A 20,038-nucleotide genomic window follows, 5' to 3' on the forward strand; every position below is an offset into this window, starting at 1 on the left:
AAAGAACGCCAGGGTCCGCTTTTCGCTCATAGCTGCCGAAAATTTCCAATACCAGGCACTTGTTTTGCCCAGTGTTGGTATTTTCCTGGGCATTGCAGCCGGTTCGTTACGCGCACCGCAGGCAACCCAAAAAACCTGCCAGCAAACATCCAGACTTACCGGCAGGTTTTTTGTTACTCGCTCTGCACGCCTGCGAAGGTTTTCACCATCCACACGCGGTCAATGGCGCCCGTATCATAATGGGCGAGGGTAAAGACCTGGGCCTGACTCATCACCAGCGCCAGTTCGGGGGTGATATTGAAACTTGCCGCCACTTCATCGCGTTCAAGTTCCGGCCGTCGCTTACGACGTTCAATACGAAAGCGAATCTGGTTGTATTTTGCCCAGCCGATCAGCGCCATACCAATAAGACAGGCCACCAGCAGGTAGATACTCAACGTATTGAGCGTGGTGTAGAACGGCCTCGTCCCTATAAAAGGATCATGTTCAATCGCGTTTATCAGACCACTGTAAATCAGCCAGCTAAACCCCAGCCAGGCAATGATCGTTAACAGGGCATCCAGCACGCGAGGAAGCCGCTGTTGTTCAGTAAAAATTAACGGTTGCATCATGGTTTTAATCTCCCAATACCGCGATCGGGACTCACCCAACGAGCTCTGCTGCGTTTGCGGCGCAGCATGACTTTCGGGAAAGCCACAAGCGTAGTGAACAGGCTCAACATCCAGTACACCACCGGAAACCAGATAACCCAGAACAGCGACGCCGCAATACCCTTCTCGTAGCGTCGTTCAATAAACAGACTGACCGCGAACTGCAACAGACAGACCACGCCCAGCATCAGGCCGGTAAAAGCCGGAGGGAAAAGGTGCTGAACATATAAAGAATCGGGCATCGGAATAAGCAGCCCGATGAGAAACAACAGGATGGTGATGGCATAAGCAAAGGCCCATGCGGTTGACATACAAAACTCAATAAACAGAGGCCACATGCGCCGGTACTCCCAGCCCCACAAGCGACGCATATTGATAATAAACACCTCCGCGCCCCCCTGCGCCCAGCGCAGACGCTGCTTCCAGAGCCCTTTCAGCGTCTCGGGCATCAAAATCCAGCACAACGCACGAGGTTCAAAGAAAATGGACCAGTGGCGCAGCTGTAACTTCCAGCTGATATCAATATCTTCCGTGATCATATCCGGGCTCCAGTACCCTACTTCTGCCAGGGCGCGACGGCGAAACGCGGCAATGACGCCGGAAACGGTAAAGACCTGACCATAGACGCGCTGGGTACGCTTGATGAGGCCGATAATAGATGAAAACTCCCCCACCTGGACTCGCCCAATCAGCGTTGAACGCGTGCGGATACGCGGATTGCCGGTCACGGCCCCCACGCGAGGATAATTGAGCAGCGGTGCGACCATATATACCGCCGCATCCTTATCCAGCAGCGCATCGCCATCAATGCACACCAGAAAATCACTGCGCGCCGCCGCCGCACCCGCCTGCAGGGCTACCGCTTTGCCCTGATTTTCCGCCAGATGAATCACCCGCAGCCGCGGATATTCACTCGCCAGCTTGTCCAGCACGGCCGCGGTGTTGTCTATAGAGCCGTCATTAATAGCAATCACTTCTATATTTTCATAACGTTGCGCCAGCGCCGCTTCGATAGTCTCCCGGGCATTCACCCCTTCGTTAAAGCACGGCACAAGAATGGAAATCAGCGGATTGCCTGCGAGTTCAGGTGGCGGCGTGCCCGGCCCCCATGGCCAGTGGCGCTCGCGGTAAAACCAGAAGTAAAGCCCACCGCTCATCCAGAGGGCCGACATAAACAGCGGCCAGAAAAAGACGAAATTAAGGATCACTTCACCGGTAAAAATCACCGCCACGCCGAGCGGAAAACTGAACATCAGGCAAAGGATCATGAAGGCGATGAGGCGATCGGTCATTTTTGCGGATACCAGTAAGAGGAAAAAGCAGAACGGATCTCTGCCATCCGGGGTTGATCGTTAATGAAATCGTCCGGGTAGTAGCCATAGTTTCCGGCGCCGCTCATCTTGAGCTGCCGCATCCACCCTTTAAGCATTTCACCGCTAATATCGTCCTGCCCTGCCCCCTTACGCCAGTCGCGTGCCTGAAGTTCAAAAACCGTTTTATCCAGTGCGCCAGGGTAACGGGCGACCTGCCTGACGAGTCTGTCCAGCCAGGCATTGGCATCCTTGACCGGGACATTTTCCATCAGCGGCATCGCCATCGGGGCTGTCCAGTCGTAGGTGCCGAGAAAATCATTCAGATTCTGCGCAAACCAGGTTTCGCTCTGCGGATCCAGTACCGGCATGGCGTAAATGTTGCGGGCGGTTTTGACCTGTGGCCCGCGCACGGCACGCACGGTTTGCGTGAGCTGTCGGGTAAAATCAATCAGGGCGCGACTTTTAAAGCGCGTCCAGCGCGCCAGCAGCTGCGGGTCGGCGCGGATCTGCGCAATGCTGTCCGGGAAGCCTGCTGCACGATAGGCTTTGAGCGCATCCGGAGAGGCATCCTCAAAGTCGGTCAAAAAAGCGTCATCATGGAACAGGATGCCGCTGAAGTTAGCATGGCGCGCCAGGTCCTCGTAGATGTCGTTGATCCTCTGCCGGGCAACCGCACTCCAGGGAGATAAGCGCAAATAATGGCGGTTATCTGGCGCACTTCGTCCGGTATCTGGCGACCAGGCCGCCACGCGAGGCACCGAGGGATCTAACCCAAACGCCAGCACCGGCATCCAGGCGTAAACCTTCACCCCGGCACGGGTCTGCAGCTGCCAGGACACGAAGTTAAACAGATCCGCCCGCATAGGTAGCCAGCGATTGCGGAAATAGAGCGCATTGACGTTGCCATCCCCTTTCGGATCGGCATAGGCCTGTAAAAAGACGTGGGTTATCTTCATGTCGAAAACACGCTGGATGAGCACATCGATATTTCTACGCTGTTGAGCCGGGTTTTTGTCGTACACATAGTCGAGATCGATATGCATAACCCGCATGGTGTCAGGTTCCCTGACCTGGGCTATCTGGCTGGCGAAACTGCGCAGCGAAGGGTTGTTGGAAATCAGCACCCGGGGAATGTCTTCCAGACTGGCGGCATTCGCCAGCCCCTGATTCAGGCTGAACGCCATCTGGTAGCCCTGCTGATGCGCGAGCTTCAGCGTGGTCCCGCTCGCCGCACCGTAGGGCCAGACCCAGGCGCGCGGTGCTTTCCCGGTGACCTCTCTGATTTTGTTCGAAATGCGAGCCAGGTCGGCCCCCATACGCTGTTCAAACTGCGCATCCGTTTCGTACTGCCCGCGGGTTTTATCGTAGAAACGGTTAGCGGCCGCGGGCTCCTGACTGCCCTGCGGATTGGCCTGGTGGCCGTAATGGGATGCCCAGGTGTGCGCACCCACTTCCACCAGCCCCGACTCGCTGGCCTCCCGCACCATCTTCCAGGTGGCAAATTTTTCCCGCGGCGTTTTTAGTCCGCCAAAATCCACCAGCGAATGTTCCGGGGCATCCACCCAACTGCCGACAGGCGCCCAAAGAGCAGGCCATTTGAACAACCGAAGCAGCGGCAGAACGCGCGTCGAGAAGCTACTGTATCCATCATCAAAGGTCAGCATCACCGCCTTTTCAGGCAATGTCGTTTTCCCGGCATGGGCATCCAGCACCTGCTGCACGCTAATCGGGTGGTAGCCGTTATCATTCAGCCAGGCAAACTGGTCGTTCAGGGCGCTGGTGCGCACGGACAGATAGCGCTGATCGGCGGCACCGTCCTCCACGTCATGCCAGGCCAGCACCAGAAAGCTGTTTGTGGGCCAGCGCTGGTCCGCATACAGCGCCGGGCGCTCGGCGGGAGGAAGATAACGCGGTGCCGCGGCCAGTGCATACATGCTCATCATCATCCACCCGACGATTACCCCTGCGGCAAGAAGCCATCGTTTCATCATGAAGCGCCCTTAAAACCTGACATTCAGATCAAATGCGAGGGCAATATTGCGCTCCCGCTTCCCGTCGTAAGGACGCTTATCCCAGGTCAGTTTCACCCCGGCATCCACTACGTTATTCCATTGAATTCGTTGCCCGTAACCTAACTGGTTGATGGCTCCAGGGCTGTGCCCTTTTTGCCAGTAACCGCCCGCTCCCGCCTCAAACTGCTGCTTCCAGACCGTGTCGTAATGGCGATACAGCACCTGTTCGGCGCGCAGCCCTGCCACCGCCGAAAAATCACGTTTGGGGTTGTAATAAGGCACATCTTCTTTGCTGTTATTACTGCCGCCGATGCCAGGGATGAAATCCAGAGTAAAACGTGGCGACGTCCAGAGGCGTTCTTTACCGCTGATGCCGTACTCCAGCCGATCGTTGCCGTCGGTGAAGTGCGCGCCGGAAAGCGAAACCTGATATTCGCGTCGTTCGTTCTGATACCAGCGCACCCACAGATCGCCGCCGTTGGAGTTCACCCCATTGCGCAGGGCACGCAGCGGCGTGTTACGGGATAACCGCTCCGCCGAGGCCCCGGCCCGCCAGTTGTCGCTGAAATCGTACCAGCCGGAGAGGCGTCCGCCGATTTTCTGATCGCTGCCATCATTGCGCCCGGAGATCTCCATTTCGGCCCAGATATCCCTTGAGGTCCACTCCGCGCCCGCCAGCAGATCCCGGCTTATTCCCTTCCCCTCCTCAAAATCGCCACGGGCAAAGTTGTAGCCGGTAAACAGTCGCCAGTTTTGGTTAATCGGTGGGCTATAAAGCGCCGTGTTGAGGGTGAAATCGTTTTTGCCGCTGACCGGACTGTCGGAGGAGATGCCCTGAGATCCGGCTATGCGCAGTTCGGCTTTGTTATGCACCGCCATCAGTCGTTCAAGCTGCAACGTGGCGGCGTCATCCGGGCTGCGCTTCACCACATCCTTAGTCAGCTCGTCGGCCTGCCGCCACTCCTGCAGCTCCATAGCCGTCCATGCCTGTTGCCGTTCCAGCGCCAGGTTGCTGGGTTCAATGACTTCGGCAAGCTTAAGTTCGCGCTCTGCGGCACGCGGTAACCCTCTCGCCAGCAGCACTGAGGCATAGGCAATACGCAGCGCCTGGTTACCCGATCCTGTACGCGCCAGCCGCTCCGCATGCGTCTCGGCTGCAGGCAAATCATTGGTTGCGACCAGATATTCGGTTTGTAAGGTTCTGGCCAGCAGCCAGTTGTCATTGGGCTGCGGTGTGGGAGAACCATAGATCCGTTGCAGGTACGGGGTCTCTTTACTGTAGGTATCCAGCTGCTGCTTCGCTTCGTCGAAATGGTTGTTATCGAGACGGGCATACAGCAGTTCCTGTTGATCGTCCATGGTCAGCGGCTGTGATGCCAGGGTTGAGCCACGCGGAAAATAGATGCTTTCAAGCAGCGACTCGGCTTTGTCCGGCTGCTTCTGCGCAAGATATGCAGAAGCGACCCATCTTCTGGCGTAGTCAGGAACGGGCTTTCCGTTCGCCTCGAGCGATTCAAATTCGGCGATCGCGTCATCCATATGTTTACGGATAACCAGCGCCCCCAGCCGGTCAATTCTGGCACGTCGCACATCAGCCTGCGCCTCGGGGTTGTCTTTCCACTCGTCAATCAGCGCGTTATAGCGAGCCAGTGCTTTATCTGCCACCAGAAATCGCTCATCTTCATTGCGGGTGGGCGTGAACGCCGCGCGGACGGTTTGCGCCGCCGCATCCAGTTCAAGCTGACGTTTAATGGCATCCGGCTGCGGGTAGCGCTCTGAAAGGGTCAGCGCGGGGCCGGCAATACGGTTGGCCGACATGGCAGCCAACAGCGTGGGCACCACGTTTTTGTTTTGGTCTGAATCGGTATCGAGTTGGCTGGCCGCCAGGACGGAATCCCAGTTTTTCCCCTGAGCATGATAAACGTACGCCAGCAGTGCCTCTCTCTCTGGCCCCGGCTCCTCGTCTGCCCAGCGCCGGGCTTCGGTGATGGCCTGCTCGTTGCGATGGGCATCTGCGAGCGTCATTATCCAGCCGGTGCGGGCGTCGCTATTACCGGGCTCGTCTTGCAGAACAGTTTCCCAGACGGCCAGCGACGCATTCCACTGCTTTTGGTTACGCAGCGCGCGGGCGGCAGCGACCTGCCCCCGGGCAGGGATGTCCATGCGCTGGCGATAACGATCCCATACCGCCAGCGTTTCAACGTCATTATTGGCCCATGAGGAAACCTGAAGCCAGTCAGCAATCTCTCCCGCCGTTAACTGTGTCTGCTGTTCCCGAACGGCAAGGTATTGCAATAAAGGCTGGCGGTCGCCATCCCGTGCCTGAATAATAAGTTCATCGTAGGCAGACGTTTGGGCGTATGCCCATGTCGGGAATAACATGCTCACCATTAATAAGTATCGTCCTGAACGCAGTTTAATAACGCACGAGGAGCAGGAAACTCTGAACATAGTTAACCCTTTATCTCTGTTATAACGTGAGCCTTTCATTTATTCATGACGAAAAGATGACTGAAACTCAATAAATAAACAAGCAACAAAAAAGTCTATATGAATTTATAATCTCATGCTTTTTCCTTATTTATTATTTTTCAGCCAGGCGCTACCGTTTTTTCAAGCAACCCCTGCGCGCCACTCAAAAAGTTAGCAGCCACCATTATCTTTTACCAACCCATAAAATAAAAAAAACACGCCGGAGCGTGCTTTTCATGTTAATCTCATTCTTTCGTATCAGGCCTTTCCTGCCTACTCAGTAAAAAGTGCTGGCAACGCCTGTTAAAAATTCTTATCCAGCGAAAGCGTGATATTCCTCTGTCGATAATCATAGAAATCGATATTACTATCGACCCGCTTCCAGGTGAAATTCAGTTTCGGCATAACCCCAAAAAAATAAAGGTCGCGATGCCAGAGCGAGAGATTATAGATCTGTTCATTATCTTTCCGGCGCGTCGAGAATATATCGCTGTCGGCCTGGTAATCGCGTCTGGCAACGGCCGTGGTGGCGGCAAAAGAGAGTTGCCAGGGCATATCAACCTGCACCCCGCTGCGCAAACCTACCCGATGGTTAGATTCACTGCGGGTGAAGGTCTGCTGATCGAGCAGATCGAAGCCAGCAAATCCTGACACCCGGTTACTGAAGGCATGGGACAGGGTTGTGGAAGAGTAACGGTTTTGCCCACGCAGGAATCGATAATCTTGATCATCATAATCCAGCTTCTGATATTCCAGCGCCTGACTCACCTGCCAGGTGGGCGTCAGTAAATAACTGTATTCGGCGCGCACGCCAGGGCCAGAAGAATACGCCTCGGTGCCATACCATCTTTTTTCATAAAAAGGCAACAGGGCAAATTGCTGGCGGAAATTACGCCATTGATATCCGGCATAAGCACGGGTGGTAATATCATCAAAATCATGATTATTCCAGTAACTCTTTCCGTTTACCGTACCCAGAAATCGCAAGCCATGCTGATCGTAGAGTTGTACATCTTTTTGTAATGCGCCATTGAACCAGAAACCTTCCCCACGCTGAGGGAAACTATCCTTATTACGAATAAAAAGACGATCGCCAACCCGAATGGTTTTACCCGAGGACGCATTATTCACATTGCTGTCATTCAGATAGCTCAGGCTGAATGAACCCGTTAATGCGCTGCCTTTCTGAATGCGCTCAAGATATTGGGCAATGACCTGCTGAATATTCTCAGGCGGATTGCTTTGTAATACGCGGCGAAATTGATAATCAGCCGCGTCAAACTGCCGATTTTCAAACATGGCACGCGCTAAATCCAGACGCACCGCCGCATAGTCAGGATGCTGACTCAGAATAGCGCGATAGTGTTCAATCGCCTCTGCATAATGCCCCTGACTGCGCGCCAGACCAGCTTTTGCAAAAAGAATCAGGGTTGAATCCGGATTGGGTGACGCCTCGTAGACAGGTAAAATGGCACGTACCATCGGCCACTTTTCTTCGCGAATGGCCTGATCGAGCAGCGCCATCGCCAGCTCTGGCTGTTCCGCCAGTTGAGCATTGGTCACATGCAGCGTGTTATCGCCAGACCCGGCGCGCTTGTCCGGCGTGGTCAGTCGTTCAAAGTGGGGAGCAGCAGGAATCGAGTCGGTTTCCGGCGGCGCAGCAAAGGCAACGCTGAGCGGGCACAGCAAACTCAGTGCGCCAGTACGCAAAATAGTCATAGAAAGGCTTACCATCTGAAGGTCCGGTCAGCCAGGCTGACCGGTAAACGATTTATTGACGTGTCGCGCCAAAGGAAGCGTTTTTAGTGGTGTCTGCAAACTGCGTCACACCGCCTAACTCTTCAGCCGTGGGACCATTGAAATGGCCGGTGAACGTTCCCGCCTGCCCGCCGGATTGCGCATTACCGGTGAAACCCCCGTTGGCAATGTTGCCCTGCATCGCAATTTCGCTACCAAAGGTATCATTTCCGGCAATGGTGCCGTTGATGGTTTTCGCAGCAAAATCAATGTTAAAGCTGGCATCGCTCAGGATATCTTCACGCATACCGTGACCCACATAGGTCGCCGTTCCCTGGGTTGGCACGTTAGCCGCGAGCGTGGCATCCCCGGTGTAGAAGACGTCATGCTGACCTTTTTCAAACTGTGTCCAGGTACCGAACGTGGTGTAACTCATACGGCCACAGCACCATGACGTTGAGGAGACCGGGGAACGGTCGTCACGGGTGAGTCGCTGGGTTTGCACCAGGCCCGCAGAGATCCCGGTGCCGCGCATAACATATTCACGGCCCTCAGGAGTGGTGTAGGTCCAACCGGAAAGGGTACCGCCGGTGGTCAGGCTGACCGGTGCCGTGGCCGGGGTTTCCGGCGTGGTGCCCGTATTGCCGTTATCCGTTTGCTCAGGCGCAGTGGTTACCGGGGGCGCGCTGTCGCTACCACCGCCCCCGCCGCCGCCGCCGCCACATGCAGTCAGTACAAAAGCGGTCAGTAATAAACCAGGTTTTAAGATCCCCATACGCTAAACGTCCTTGGTTGTGAATAAATTCGCACGATTTGTAACATAATTTTTGCGAATGAATTTACGCCAAAACATTCAGCATCTCTAATGAATAGGACTTATTCCCGTTAATTATAAGATTAATCTTAACAACAACTTAAATAACCTCACGCCTGCGAATCTGTTAACCGGCGTTAATTTGACTTAAGGCGATTAATTAGCGCTTTTTATTATGTGCCCTTATTTACCCGATGTTCAGATACCAACAGGAGGGGATATAAAGTTAAAGAGATAATTGACGACTCAGGATAAGGCAGACGATACGCATCGGGACTAAATCTGAACTCAGCAACGGTCCGCTTTGTGCCAGAAGCGGACGCCGTGAAGGTGCTCATACATTCGAAAATTACAGCTGTTTTATGGTCCTGGCTAACAACAATTCACCACGCATAATAGTGCGCATCGTTCTGATGACAGATGTGCGTAGCACATCACCGACTGAGTTGATTTCAGCATGCACTGCCAGGGTTCCGGAAGGATGGTGAATGAGCACTTCACCTTTTCTCTCAAGAGTTCCGATCTCAGAAGCCACAGTTCCTTCGATACAGACAGCTGCGGCAAGTGCCATTGATGACGTCACCGGCGCTGCTCTGTGGGGACGGTCGCAACTAACATATCTCGCCCTCACACCAGAAAGGCCATCTTCGGGTGGTGCGATAACAATCACGTCCGGAACATTCGTTTTAATAAAACGAGCGTCATTTTCGGTGTGACAGAGCTTCATCAGTAAAGAGGCTTTTATACGCAATTCAGCCATCCTGTCCGTATAGTGCCTGTCACCCAGCAGGGTGCGGTAATCCTCGTTTCCCTGAATGCCTGCATCTTTTGCGCTGATGATGACGCAAGGAACAGTAACATCCAGTAATGTCGCCTGAATTTCTCTCCCGTCGTCAAAAGCGATTGCATCAGATTTGTTGCCTGTCGGGAAAAGCCCGCGAGACATTGACCCGGCAGGTTCAAGAAATGAAAGCCTGACCGGGAAGTGCTTACCCGGCACACCGCTGATGGCGACCAGTTCATGTTCTTCCGCTTCAGGGTTGAATTCTGAAACAATAATTTTATTGGTATTTACGTTATAGATATTCACGGTCCGGACACCATTGCAAATATCTATCCACCCTTGCTCACAGGCGAAAGGCCCTATGGCAGAAGATATGTTACCGCAGTTTGCATCTGTCAGCAGGTCGCCCGTCAACGGATCTATCTGAAAGAAAAAGTAGTCAACGTCGGCATCTTGCCGTATTGATTGGGAGACGACGGCAATTTTAGACAGAGAGGTAATTCCGCCTCCCATGCCGTCAAGCTGTGTAGCATCAGGGTCAGGGCTGCCAATTACCGATTGAAAAATCGGCTTCCACAGCGTTTCATCATCCGGAAGATCGTTCCGTCTGAAAATAATCGCCCTGCTTGTGCCACCGCGAACGTAAGTCGCGGGTACGGTGTTCGTTCTGAAAGTCATTGCAGGTCACCTCCCGTCGATTCAGAGGGCTCCAGCATTAATTTCATGCCGAGATGTGAATCACTGAATCCAAGGGAGTTATAAAATGCGATGGCGCCAGCACGCTTGCGATCGGTCATAAGCTGAACGATATGGCAACCTGAGCGCGTTGCGGATTCAATAGCATAGTTGAATAATTGACGGCCAATACCTTTGCCACGGAACCCTTTTTTCACTCGTACACCTTCTATCTGGGCTCTCAGACTTCCTTTGTGGGTCAAACTCGGCAGGAGTGTTAACTGAAGCATGCCGACAATTTCAGACTCAATTTCTGCAAGAAGAATATCATTGTCAGGACAGGCCTGGATTCTTGTGAATGCCCTGGCGTAAGCGCTGTAGGATGTATTGTCATTCATTTCGCGGGTTGAGCCCAGCTCATCATCGAACAAAAGGTCGATAAGAACCTTCAGGTCATTTTCATCCGCGCAGCGGTAAGAAATAATAGCGTCTGTTTTTCTCACTAGTCCTCACTCTTAAATTTCTGCCAATAAGCGAGGACTATATTCGTTCAAAGCAGAATCTGACCAGGCTTAAATTTGTAAAGGGGACAATCGGCATAAGCCGTTTTATTGCTGTTTTGCATGTCTCGTGCTTACTACGCATTGTTGATCGGGTCAATCCAATGTCCGCTCCTCGCTCAAAGCAGACTCTCAGCCCCACGCCCCCGTCCACTCCGTGTCAGGCGCGGACGTTCTTACGTTGAAATCCTTTCATTTATGAGGATGGAGCAAGCTGTTACAATCCTTCGTCTTTTTCATCCTGACACCCAGAAATAATGATAAATAAAATATTGGTCAGTGCTTGTCTGATGGGCCTCAAAGTCCGTTATAACGGAAAAGAGAAAGCGCAGATGACTCATCAACTTGCTCGCTGGCAACAGGAGCAGCGCCTGGTGATCCACTGCCCTGAGTTAGCGGCCGGGCTACCTGTTCCGAGACCACCTGCAGAGATTGTGTCGGCTGATGGTAAAGACGTAATGTGCGGACAAGCCAGAATAATTGAAAATACTGGAAGGGATGTTACGGAGCATTATCAACTTGCAGCCTGGCTGGCTCTGCAAGCAGCACGAGAATCCGGGTGCACTGCTGCATTGTTAACTGATGGTAGTCCAACGTGCGGAAGCCAGTTTATCTATGACGGTTCTTTCCGTAGTCAGCGTAAACCGGGTATGGGAGTGGCGGCATCGCTGCTCTCCGAACATGGCATTGCGGTATTTTCAGAAACGCAGTTTGCAGAGCTTGTGAGCTGGATTGAAGAACGGGAATGAAGGGTTCTCCAGGTTTAAGCCGAACGGTATCTGATTCGCTTTTCGTTCAGGATGTGCCTGCCGGGCTCGCGCCGCGGCAGGCGGTTTACATCAGAGCGTCATCATCATTTCATGCCAGGCCATGCCGCCGTGATCGGAGGCGGACGGCCTGATGTACTGGTAGCCAAAGTGGGCGTACAGATCGACGTGGCGATCCTTGCACATCAGGTGAAGAGTCTTTTTATTCATCGCTCTCATCTGCGACACGAATTCACGCATCAGCAGCGACGAATAGCCTTTGCCCTGGTAAGCCGGGTCGACCACCACGGACATAATCACCGCGTTTGGCGCCGCGGGATCGTGCCCCACCAGCTCCTTAAACTCTTCGTCGGACATCACCACATCCCACGTGCAGCCCGCATTAATAAAGCCGATGACCTTGCCCTCCAGCTCCATGCAGAGGAAGCCTTCCGGGTAGCGGTTAATACGGGTGGCAATTTTTTCACGCGTTGCCGCTTCATCCCCTTCATAGGCGGTGATTTCAATCTCAAAGCAACGATCGACGTCAGCAGGGGTTGCCTGGCGGAATACCGGGGTGGTCATGTTTTTACCTCTTCATCGTGTTATGGCCGACAGGTTACCTTTTCCTGAGTGCGTGTGCGTCAGAATTTGGCTAATCCGCCGACTTAACGATGTAGGTCACCACCCCAAAGATATCGAGAGAGTCCTCACTGCCCACAAGGATCGGCGAATAGGCGCTGTTCATCGGGTTAAGCTGCACCCGAGGCCTGAGCTGGAGGCGTTTTACCGTAAATTCCCCTTCCACCGCGGCGATAACAATATCTCCGTGCTGCGCGGTTCTGGCGCTGTCGACAATCAACAGATCGCCGTCGCCGATGCCGGCATCAATCATCGAATCCCCCGCCGCCTTGACGAAATAGGTCGAGCTGGGGTGTTGAACAAGTAATTTATTCAGATCGATACGCTGCTCAACGTAGTCCTGGGCCGGACTGGGAAAGCCGCACTGCACCACATCGCTGAAAAGGGGGAGCGCAATCACCTCGCGCAGCGCTGAAAGTTGGTAAAACTCCATGATTCGTTCCTCGAATACTGTTTTTATATACAGTAGTCGTGACGAGAGGCGCAATCAAGTCGTGGGCCAGCAATGGCAGTTTATTGCTTAACCGCTTCGCTTATAAGTGATTATTGCAGCTAGAAATATTTGTTTTGTAAATGTTTTCAGGACGGGTGCGCAGCGATTCTTTCTGCAAAGCCCGGGGGATCGACTATTTTTTAATTTCAGACACCGGTTGTTTATCTGCTGAAAGGTAAATCCCATGCTTCCTAAGCTTATCGTTCTCGTCGTCGCTTTACTCTCCGTCAGCGCGCAAGCGGGTGCTGACAACACGCCCCAACAGACCGAAAATAAGGCCGAGGTTATCACCCAGAACAGTGGCGATAAGGGGGAGTCTGATCATGAAAGCGTGGTATTCCTGGCGCAAGGCATGAGTGGATTTATTGGTTTTTAATGCAGAATTAGATGTGATGTACGAAATAAGATATCCTGTCGACTTCAGGACATTTACATCATCAGGCATTTACCAATGAGCATAATCGATATTAATAGGATGAAACTGTTTTTATGGCGTAAATATTTACCTTTGTTACAAAGTCATAGCGCCGCGAAAGGTACACCATACGACTATTATTCCGTTTTTTTAAAAGATGCAGAAAATAATCGTTATATTTTGCAGAACATACAGGACTGGGATAACGCCCAGGATGCCTCTTTATCATTATCGTCGCTGTATCAGAATGGCAATATTGTAAAAAAACTTGTCGATATTCCTGAGATGGACGCCGAGATCGTCCATTACAAAAAAAATTATGCGCAGACTTATAAAAGCATTATTGCGTTTGCGCTCGATCGCACCCTGAAGGTTATTACGCTAAAGACGCAGATTGCCCGCCTGAAAGGCAGAGTGATTTCAGGCGCAAAATCGGATACCGAAACCATCAGCCGTGACCGTTTTAATTTACTCAGGCTACTGGTCGCCAGCTATGTTAATCAGCGGCCCTCACGCACCGCGTCCGGGTTTAGTGTGGATGAGGTGATCGCCCTGCTGTATGGCACGCTGTGGTATAAGCACATTAAAAATGAAGCCTTCAGACGAAAAATAAAACTGCTGCTGGAGTCGCTGGTGATAAGCGGAGATTTAACCGAAGACCAGGGTATTTATTACGTTCAGGGTCAGGCAATCACCACCCTCGTTGAGTATGAAAAAGAGGATCGCCGGGTTACTCAGCAACAAAAGATGCACAAAAATATTGTCCGCTTTATGTTCGTTATTACCGTTGCCACCTTATTGATTATTCTGGTGTTGCTGGGCATGGCCGGGATCGTCGATTTATCTGCCATCTGGCAAAAAATCCTGCAAATTAAACCGGTCCGGTTTATGCTGAAATTCATCTAAAAACAGGAAGTGACGCCAGTGGAACACAAGTTTGATATCAAAACCTTAAGAACCATTCATACGCTTTGCTCCTGCGGCAGCGTAATGCAGACGGCGAAGCTCCTGGGCGTCTCTCCCGGCGCCATCAGTTACACCCTCAACAAAGCGCGCAAAATCACCGGTTCGGCCCTCTTTTATCGTTCCAGAACGGGGATGGTGCCGAGCAGCCTGGCAGAAGAGCTCAGCCAAAAATATCAAAAAATAGTCAACGAACTTGACGTAGAGAGCGTCCTTTCCGCAACAGAGAAAAATATCTTTACCGTCAGCTGCTATTCCGTCCTTGAACTGCTGCTGTCAACCGCGCTAATTGCTACCACGGAGCAGCTCCCGCGCATCAATTTTTGTTCAGCCATTGAAAACGATGAAGCCAGAATAGCCAGGATCAGAAATAAAGAGGTGGATATTGATATTGGTACCCGCCTTCCGGTGAATAACTCCATCATCCAGCTTAAATTTTTCACCAGCGAAATCTCGGCCATTGTCCGGCACAACCATCCGGAAATCGGTGAAACATTTTCCCTGTCTGACTGGACGCAGCATCAGCATGCTATCTGGTCCCGGGGAATGCATTTGATCAGCGACAGCGTTGAACAAACCAACCGGTTTAATGCACTTTTCCAGACGCGTAATGTCGCCTTTGTCGCCAGCAGTACGCTCAATCTGGTGATGCTTTGCGCCCACAGCGACCTTATCATTTTGTTACCAACGTTAATTGCAAAAAATATTCAGCCCCTGCTCCCGATAAAAGTTCTGGATGTTCCGGCAGAACTTGATATGTCTTATGAGTGTTATCTTCATTATCATCACTCCCTCGCCACCAACCCCATGCTGGGAAAATTAATTCAGCAGTTTCAGTCTACGGTGACATAAGGCCAGAGGTCATAACTTCAGTAATTACAGGACAATTCAAATAATTTAAATCGAGTATTTAAATTTTCGCGGCCGTTTTAATTTTACAGCCCCCTCCTTCATCTATAACCTAGCTGCTCCCTTTTAACTCTCTATAACTCGATATTATTATGCGTACTGTTTTCTTAAGCGATAATTATTATCTTTGTTCAGGCATTCATTGCTCAAAGCTGAATACTGTATTTATGAGTGATGATGCAGATCTGGACCAGCTGGATGAGTTGGGTACATTTCGGGATGTCATCATCGCTATTGCCCACGATGGCCTGCGTAACCAGGTTATTAAAAAAGTAAGGCAGGAGAAATCCAGATATATTGTTTTACTGAACGAAATTGAGGCTGATTGCTACATCAAAATAGATAACATCATTTACTCATCGTTGCGCTTTACCCTGCAACCGTTGCAGCATCTGATCAACTTTTTTCCTCACTTCAGGCAGCATCACTTTACGCGCCGGGAATATGACGTGCTGAAGCTGGTTCACCTGGAGAATCATAAAATTGCCAGGCGTCTGAGCCTGTCGCAAAAAACCACCAGCACCTACCGTATCAAGATTCAGGAGAAGCTGAACATGCGAGCAAAAAATATGCTCGCTATGCACAGGGTCAGATCCGCCATCATCGACCCGTCATTGTGACAGCAGTTTGATAGCCACTCCCGCCAGGCAGTGGCGCGCGCCTTAAAACTGATAGCTGTAGTTCAGGCTGGCAAACCACAGGTACGGATCGTCATAGCTGCCTTTCAGGATCGCCGGAGACTGCACCCGGGAAGACTGCATATGCAGATACGAAACCGCAAAACCAATATTGCTTTGCGGTGTTATCTGATATTGCGCGCCGGTGGCGAAACGCCATTCGTCGCCGGTCGGGAGCGACAGCGCCACGTCACCCTGCGATTCATAAATGGTGCTGTCAAACGCCACCCCGGCATTGATACGCCACTGCTCTGTCGGGCGATACTGCACCCCCAGCGCCGTGTGCCAGGAGTCTTTGAGGCGGTTTTTCTTGTCGAGATCCTGCCCTACCACGGTAATTTGCGGGCTACCGAACTGGCTCCAGTCCTGCCAGCCCAGATCGCCCATTACCGACCACGTCTGATTAATATCATGCACCAGGCTTAACATGATCTGCTGCGGAGCCCGGACCTGCGCCGAGATCGGCAGATCGTATTCAACGTTCGGCAGGTTCGGGAAGCGGGCCTTGCCGTCAATATCAAAGTCATATTCGGTTTTACTGGTCCAGGTGATCCCCGCCCGGGTCTGGTCGGTGAGTTCCATCAGTAATCCCAGGCGATAGCTCATGGCCCAGTCGTGATCTTTTTCGGTTTTATCATCACCGTCGACGTTGCGCGTCAGCGAGAAGAGTCCGTAGTTAACGTTGACCGAGCCGCCAATCGACACCCGGTCGTTCAGCTTATAAGCCAGCGAAGGGCTTAGGGTCAGAGCGACCATTGCGCTCTTCTTGAGAAGCCTGTCGCCCGCCCACTCACCGTAGTCGGTCGCCAGGCCGTAGTTGCCGTACATGCCGATCCCGGCATACAGATCGTCATTGATTTTTTGCGCGTAAAAGCCGCTGGCATTGGGGAACGCGCTCATGATATCGCCCGGGCTTTTTCGGCCGGACTCGTTATCCAGGGTGTAAGGAATGTTCCCGTCCATCATCTGCACGCCGCCGGTGAACATGTGATCCGGAAGGCGGGTCATCCCGGCCGGGTTGGTGACAATGGTTGAGGCATCCTGGGCGCGCGCCGCCTGCCCCGCACCGGCAAGGGCCGTATCTTCCGTGCCGATTTCGTAGAAGTAGAGACCACTGGCATGGCCCGTCTGGGCGAAAAGCAGCCCCAGACATATCACTGTCAATTTTTTCATTTGCCACCTGCTTATTGTTGTCTGTTTAGTAAACGTAAATAGCGCCCCTGCGCTCACCCTTGCTGTGTCCCTGATAAACCGGAGCAGGGATCTTCCGGGGAAAACGCGGAGATTTCTTCAGAAAAGCCTTAAACGGACTGAAAACCGTCCCCTTGCGCTGTTTCCTGCCGCGCTCACATGCCAGGCGGCACCATGACCTTAGTCCTTCTCATAACCATTCTCTTTTACAGGCCAGACCCCACGTTGAAATAGACCGCCTGCTCGTGATCGCTGAAGGCTACGTCCAGCCCGGTGTGTAACCCGTACTGCCGGGCAATCAGATAGCGAAACCCGGTGCCCCAGGCCACTTCTGCGCTGGTGTAGAGATCGCTTGCACGATCTTCGGCGCTACCGGCCCCGCCAAACCCCTGCACAACCCAGCGCGGCGTCACCTGCCAGCCGAGCTGGGCCTGCACGGTGCTGACATCCTCGCCCTGATAGCGATAGCTGGAGATCCCCCGCAGCTTGATATAGGGGCGTGCCATCGGCGGCAGGTGTTGATCCTGTTGGGAGAGCATTTGATAGTTCCCGGCGAGCGACAGCGTCCAGGTGGGGTTCAGCGGCAGGAAAACTTTGCCGTCCAGGGTCAGCAGATCGTAGCGGTAATCGCCTCCCAGGAAGTGGCCGTAAAACTGGTACTCACCGCTGAGCGAGACCCCTTGCCCCGGCCAGAAGAAGTTATCGGTGGTGTCATATTCCGCCACCACGCCAAGCGACGAAGAGGTGCTGTCATCTCCCAACACACGCTGCCACACGCGATCGATAACCGGATTGTTTTTGGCGGCGATATCCGCCTTGCTCCAGGACTGGGACGCACCGAGAAACACCGGCGAATCCCCGACGCGGAACAGCAGTTTGTGCATGCCGCCGTAGCCCTGGGTTTCGGTGTTGATGGCTTTGTTGCGGCTGAACCCGGCGACATCGCCGGAATAGATATCAAGATTGATATCGGCATAGCCGCCAGCAATCAGATAGCGGATATGGTCCTCCTGCCAGGTCCGCCGGTGGCCGCCGCCGACAAACCAGGTGCCGTTTTCGGTACCGCCTCCGCCGAATGCCGTCATCGCCGGAGGGATAAATCGCCCGTTAGCCTGGGTGCCTTTCCCGTGCAAAAACAGGCCAAACAGCCCGCCGCCGTAGCCGATGGCGGGCTCGGTGATCACCACCGGGATCGGCAGAAATCCGTAAGGCTTATCCTCAAGGTTATGGCTCATATCCAGCATGCCGTCTTCAGGATCGATCAGGCCAGCCGACGTGGCTTGCCCGCAACAGAGTGCAGTCAGCAGCAACAGCCGCTTCATCCTTTATCACCGTCGGGAGCCGACGCCGGAGCCGGATACCAGTTCTCTTTCGCCACCATGACCGCGCCCTCTGGCTGCATCACGAAGTTTGGCGACATGATCTGCACGTTAAACTCGTTGAACACGTCCTGTATGTGGCTGTGCAGTTCGTTGCGGGCCATCGCCAGCGACTGGCCCGGCAGGAGCCGGACCTGCAACTCATAGGCGATATACCAGTCCATCAGGCTCAGCTGGCGCACCAGCGGCGCGTGGGTATGATCGATGCCCTGCGCCCGCTTGGCGGCCAGCTCCAGCATGGCGTGGACCTGCCGCCAGGGGGTGTCGTACCCGATGGTAACGCCCACCGTCAGGTTCACCCCGCCGTCCGGGTTCTGCACGCTGAGGTTGGTGATTTTGCCGCTCACCACCACCGCATTGGGCACCGTCACCACGTAATTTTCCCGGGTGATGATCTTGGTGGCGAGCATGCCTATCTCGCTCACCTGCCCCTCGTTATCCCCCACCCGGATCACATCCCCTTTGCGCAGCGCGCGGGAATAGGTCAGCACCAGACCGCTCATGGCGTGGTTCATCACCCCCGCCGATCCCAGGGTGAGCATTAAACCAAAGAAGACACTGATCCCCTTAAAGGCCAGCGAGTTGGCACCGGGTAAAAAGGGGTACGCCGCAGAGAGGGCAAACAGCCACACCACCACCGAAATCAGCTTGCGGGTGGCGCCGACGGTTTCCGGGTGGATCCCGGGCAGCTGCAGCCGCCCCGCCTCTACCTGGTTCAGGACCACTTTCAGCAGCTTGAGGATAAACGCGGTGATAAGAAAAATGAGCATAACGATCAGCAGCCCCGGCAGCGCCGAGACAATCGACAGCGCCATCTGCCGCAGCACGCGCATCGACCAGTCGCCGAGAGAGGTTCCCCATACGCGGGTCCAGGGGAAGAGGCTGAAGACCCAACTTAGCCAGAAATAAAACGCGACGATCCCCAGTAAAATCATCAGCAGGGCGTACAGCCGCGTTTCGATGGCACCGATAAAACGCCGCCAACGATGCGGGATCCAGCTACGGTTCTCAATGATCCGCTGACGATAAAAACGTCGTACCCAGCGCCACGATCGGTATGCGCCATAACAGAAGAGAATGAAGACCAGGAATCCCGCCGCCGCTTTCACGGTGGAGAGCGCCAGCCAGCCGGAATCATACTGATCGCGCAGGGCCATACGCTGGGCTTCCATACGGGCCAGCACCCGCTGGGCGGCCTGATCCAGCGTTAAATCATCCCCTTCGTCCAGATCCCCCTGCGCCAGCAGCATCACCGGTTTACCGTTCATGACGATCAGCCTTCCCTGCTGGTTGTAGCGTGACACCGTCACTATTTTTAGCGGCTCACGCACGTCCTCCTGGGTGAAGTTGCGCAGCGTATTGCGGATACGCAATACCCGCTCCTCGGGCGTGGTCAGGCCAAACTTCGCCTGCAGCATGACGATGGGTTGATGAAAGATATAGACGGTGCGGGCGCGCTCCTGCTCGGTGGGCGCCTGACGCGGTTCCGCTGCGTGCGAAATAAAAGCAAAACCAGAGAGAAAACACGTTAACAGTACGAGCAGGATCCTGTTCATTTCCACCACCCGAAACGCGCAATTATCGTTATTTTTCAGACTGCCCGCGA

Annotated in this window: 18 protein-coding genes; 5 read left to right on the forward strand and 13 right to left on the reverse strand. The window is 53.5% G+C overall.

Annotated elements, in window-relative coordinates:
- Positions 1-173: 173 nt before the first annotated feature.
- From pgaD to FFB58_RS04205, 8 genes are all read right to left on the reverse strand, one after another.
- Entirely contained in the window at positions 174-611 is a 438-nt protein-coding gene (gene pgaD / locus FFB58_RS04170; RefSeq protein ID WP_039028573.1) for a poly-beta-1,6-N-acetyl-D-glucosamine biosynthesis protein PgaD, read from the reverse strand.
- Positions 608-1,942: a poly-beta-1,6-N-acetyl-D-glucosamine synthase gene (gene pgaC / locus FFB58_RS04175; protein WP_138369107.1), complete on the reverse strand. Its 1,335-nt coding sequence runs from the start codon at positions 1,940-1,942 to the stop codon at positions 608-610. Before pgaC ends, pgaD begins: the two co-directional genes overlap by 4 nt.
- Positions 1,939-3,954, reverse strand: coding sequence for a poly-beta-1,6-N-acetyl-D-glucosamine N-deacetylase PgaB (gene pgaB / locus FFB58_RS04180; RefSeq protein WP_138369108.1), 2,016 nt, complete (start codon positions 3,952-3,954; stop codon positions 1,939-1,941). Before pgaB ends, pgaC begins: the two co-directional genes overlap by 4 nt.
- Before the next feature lie 9 nt (positions 3,955-3,963).
- Positions 3,964-6,366, reverse strand: a complete 2,403-nt coding sequence (pgaA, locus tag FFB58_RS04185) for a poly-beta-1,6 N-acetyl-D-glucosamine export porin PgaA (RefSeq protein WP_286172486.1) — start codon at positions 6,364-6,366, stop codon at positions 3,964-3,966.
- Between the two features lie 384 nt (positions 6,367-6,750).
- Entirely contained in the window at positions 6,751-8,166 is a 1,416-nt protein-coding gene (locus tag FFB58_RS04190) for a surface lipoprotein assembly modifier (protein ID WP_171029926.1), read from the reverse strand.
- Positions 8,167-8,218: 52 nt separating this feature from the next.
- The gene (locus tag FFB58_RS04195) at positions 8,219-8,959 is read right to left on the reverse strand and encodes a Slam-dependent surface lipoprotein (protein ID WP_138369111.1); all 741 of its coding nucleotides are present in this window, start codon (positions 8,957-8,959) and stop codon (positions 8,219-8,221) included.
- Between the two features lie 388 nt (positions 8,960-9,347).
- Positions 9,348-10,460 (reverse strand): PrpF domain-containing protein, encoded by a 1,113-nt coding sequence (locus tag FFB58_RS04200; RefSeq protein WP_138369112.1) that lies wholly within the window; start codon positions 10,458-10,460, stop codon positions 9,348-9,350.
- The gene (locus tag FFB58_RS04205) at positions 10,457-10,960 is read right to left on the reverse strand and encodes a GNAT family N-acetyltransferase (RefSeq protein ID WP_197057118.1); all 504 of its coding nucleotides are present in this window, start codon (positions 10,958-10,960) and stop codon (positions 10,457-10,459) included. Before FFB58_RS04205 ends, FFB58_RS04200 begins: the two co-directional genes overlap by 4 nt.
- A 314-nt stretch (positions 10,961-11,274) precedes the next feature.
- Between FFB58_RS04205 and FFB58_RS04210 the strand changes: the two genes are divergently transcribed.
- Positions 11,275-11,766 (forward strand): DUF523 domain-containing protein, encoded by a 492-nt coding sequence (locus FFB58_RS04210; RefSeq protein WP_138369113.1) that lies wholly within the window; start codon positions 11,275-11,277, stop codon positions 11,764-11,766.
- A gap of 90 nt (positions 11,767-11,856) precedes the next feature.
- Here the strand turns inward: FFB58_RS04210 and FFB58_RS04215 are convergent, their stop codons facing one another.
- The gene (locus tag FFB58_RS04215) at positions 11,857-12,348 is read right to left on the reverse strand and encodes a GNAT family N-acetyltransferase (RefSeq protein WP_138369114.1); all 492 of its coding nucleotides are present in this window, start codon (positions 12,346-12,348) and stop codon (positions 11,857-11,859) included.
- 70 nt (positions 12,349-12,418) lie between these two features.
- On the reverse strand, positions 12,419-12,838 hold the full coding sequence (locus FFB58_RS04220; RefSeq protein WP_039028559.1) for a translesion error-prone DNA polymerase V autoproteolytic subunit: 420 nt from the start codon (positions 12,836-12,838) through the stop codon (positions 12,419-12,421).
- A gap of 244 nt (positions 12,839-13,082) precedes the next feature.
- On the opposite strand from FFB58_RS04220, the gene FFB58_RS04225 reads away from it, so the two are divergent.
- The 4 genes from FFB58_RS04225 to FFB58_RS04240 all read left to right on the forward strand — a co-directional run bounded on the left by FFB58_RS04225 (position 13,083) and on the right by FFB58_RS04240 (position 15,805).
- Entirely contained in the window at positions 13,083-13,274 is a 192-nt protein-coding gene (locus FFB58_RS04225) for a hypothetical protein (protein ID WP_138369115.1), read from the forward strand.
- A 219-nt stretch (positions 13,275-13,493) separates the two neighbouring features.
- Entirely contained in the window at positions 13,494-14,219 is a 726-nt protein-coding gene (locus tag FFB58_RS04230) for a hypothetical protein (RefSeq protein ID WP_138369116.1), read from the forward strand.
- 18 nt (positions 14,220-14,237) lie between these two features.
- Entirely contained in the window at positions 14,238-15,128 is an 891-nt protein-coding gene (locus FFB58_RS04235; RefSeq protein ID WP_171029927.1) for a LysR family transcriptional regulator, read from the forward strand.
- A gap of 149 nt (positions 15,129-15,277) precedes the next feature.
- Positions 15,278-15,805: a LuxR C-terminal-related transcriptional regulator gene (locus FFB58_RS04240; RefSeq protein WP_138369117.1), complete on the forward strand. Its 528-nt coding sequence runs from the start codon at positions 15,278-15,280 to the stop codon at positions 15,803-15,805.
- A 42-nt stretch (positions 15,806-15,847) separates the two neighbouring features.
- On the opposite strand, the gene FFB58_RS04245 is transcribed toward FFB58_RS04240, so the two are convergent.
- From FFB58_RS04245 to FFB58_RS04255, 3 genes are all read right to left on the reverse strand, one after another.
- Entirely contained in the window at positions 15,848-17,035 is a 1,188-nt protein-coding gene (locus FFB58_RS04245) for an outer membrane protein transport protein (protein WP_039028555.1), read from the reverse strand.
- Positions 17,036-17,259: 224 nt separating this feature from the next.
- Entirely contained in the window at positions 17,260-18,375 is a 1,116-nt protein-coding gene (locus FFB58_RS04250; protein ID WP_138369118.1) for a BamA/TamA family outer membrane protein, read from the reverse strand.
- A complete protein-coding gene (locus FFB58_RS04255; protein ID WP_039028553.1) occupies positions 18,372-19,988 on the reverse strand; it encodes a mechanosensitive ion channel domain-containing protein in 1,617 nt (538 codons plus the stop codon). The genes FFB58_RS04250 and FFB58_RS04255 overlap by 4 nt, the downstream gene beginning before the upstream one ends.
- Positions 19,989-20,038: the final 50 nt, after the last annotated feature.

The organism is Enterobacter sp. MF024 (genome assembly GCF_005843915.1).
Lineage (GTDB): Bacteria > Pseudomonadota > Gammaproteobacteria > Enterobacterales > Enterobacteriaceae > Enterobacter > Enterobacter barmai.

What these genes read in the sequence shown, in the direction of transcription:
- FFB58_RS04215 (WP_138369114.1), bottom strand. Translation starts at nt 12,348, where the DNA reads ATGACCACCCCGGTATTCCGCCAGGCAACCCCTGCTGACGTCGATCGT.
- pgaC (WP_138369107.1), bottom strand. Translation starts at nt 1,942, where the DNA reads ATGACCGATCGCCTCATCGCCTTCATGATCCTTTGCCTGATGTTCAGT.
- pgaB (WP_138369108.1), bottom strand. Translation starts at nt 3,954, where the DNA reads ATGATGAAACGATGGCTTCTTGCCGCAGGGGTAATCGTCGGGTGGATG.
- pgaA (WP_286172486.1), bottom strand. Translation starts at nt 6,366, where the DNA reads ATGGTGAGCATGTTATTCCCGACATGGGCATACGCCCAAACGTCTGCC.
- FFB58_RS04225 (WP_138369115.1), top strand. Translation starts at nt 13,083, where the DNA reads ATGCTTCCTAAGCTTATCGTTCTCGTCGTCGCTTTACTCTCCGTCAGC.
- FFB58_RS04200 (WP_138369112.1), bottom strand. Translation starts at nt 10,460, where the DNA reads ATGACTTTCAGAACGAACACCGTACCCGCGACTTACGTTCGCGGTGGC.
- FFB58_RS04190 (WP_171029926.1), bottom strand. Translation starts at nt 8,166, where the DNA reads ATGACTATTTTGCGTACTGGCGCACTGAGTTTGCTGTGCCCGCTCAGC.
- FFB58_RS04250 (WP_138369118.1), bottom strand. Translation starts at nt 18,375, where the DNA reads ATGAAGCGGCTGTTGCTGCTGACTGCACTCTGTTGCGGGCAAGCCACG.
- FFB58_RS04195 (WP_138369111.1), bottom strand. Translation starts at nt 8,959, where the DNA reads ATGGGGATCTTAAAACCTGGTTTATTACTGACCGCTTTTGTACTGACT.
- pgaD (WP_039028573.1), bottom strand. Translation starts at nt 611, where the DNA reads ATGATGCAACCGTTAATTTTTACTGAACAACAGCGGCTTCCTCGCGTG.
- FFB58_RS04240 (WP_138369117.1), top strand. Translation starts at nt 15,278, where the DNA reads ATGCGTACTGTTTTCTTAAGCGATAATTATTATCTTTGTTCAGGCATT.
- FFB58_RS04245 (WP_039028555.1), bottom strand. Translation starts at nt 17,035, where the DNA reads ATGAAAAAATTGACAGTGATATGTCTGGGGCTGCTTTTCGCCCAGACG.
- FFB58_RS04220 (WP_039028559.1), bottom strand. Translation starts at nt 12,838, where the DNA reads ATGGAGTTTTACCAACTTTCAGCGCTGCGCGAGGTGATTGCGCTCCCC.
- FFB58_RS04210 (WP_138369113.1), top strand. Translation starts at nt 11,275, where the DNA reads ATGATAAATAAAATATTGGTCAGTGCTTGTCTGATGGGCCTCAAAGTC.
- FFB58_RS04255 (WP_039028553.1), bottom strand. Translation starts at nt 19,988, where the DNA reads ATGAACAGGATCCTGCTCGTACTGTTAACGTGTTTTCTCTCTGGTTTT.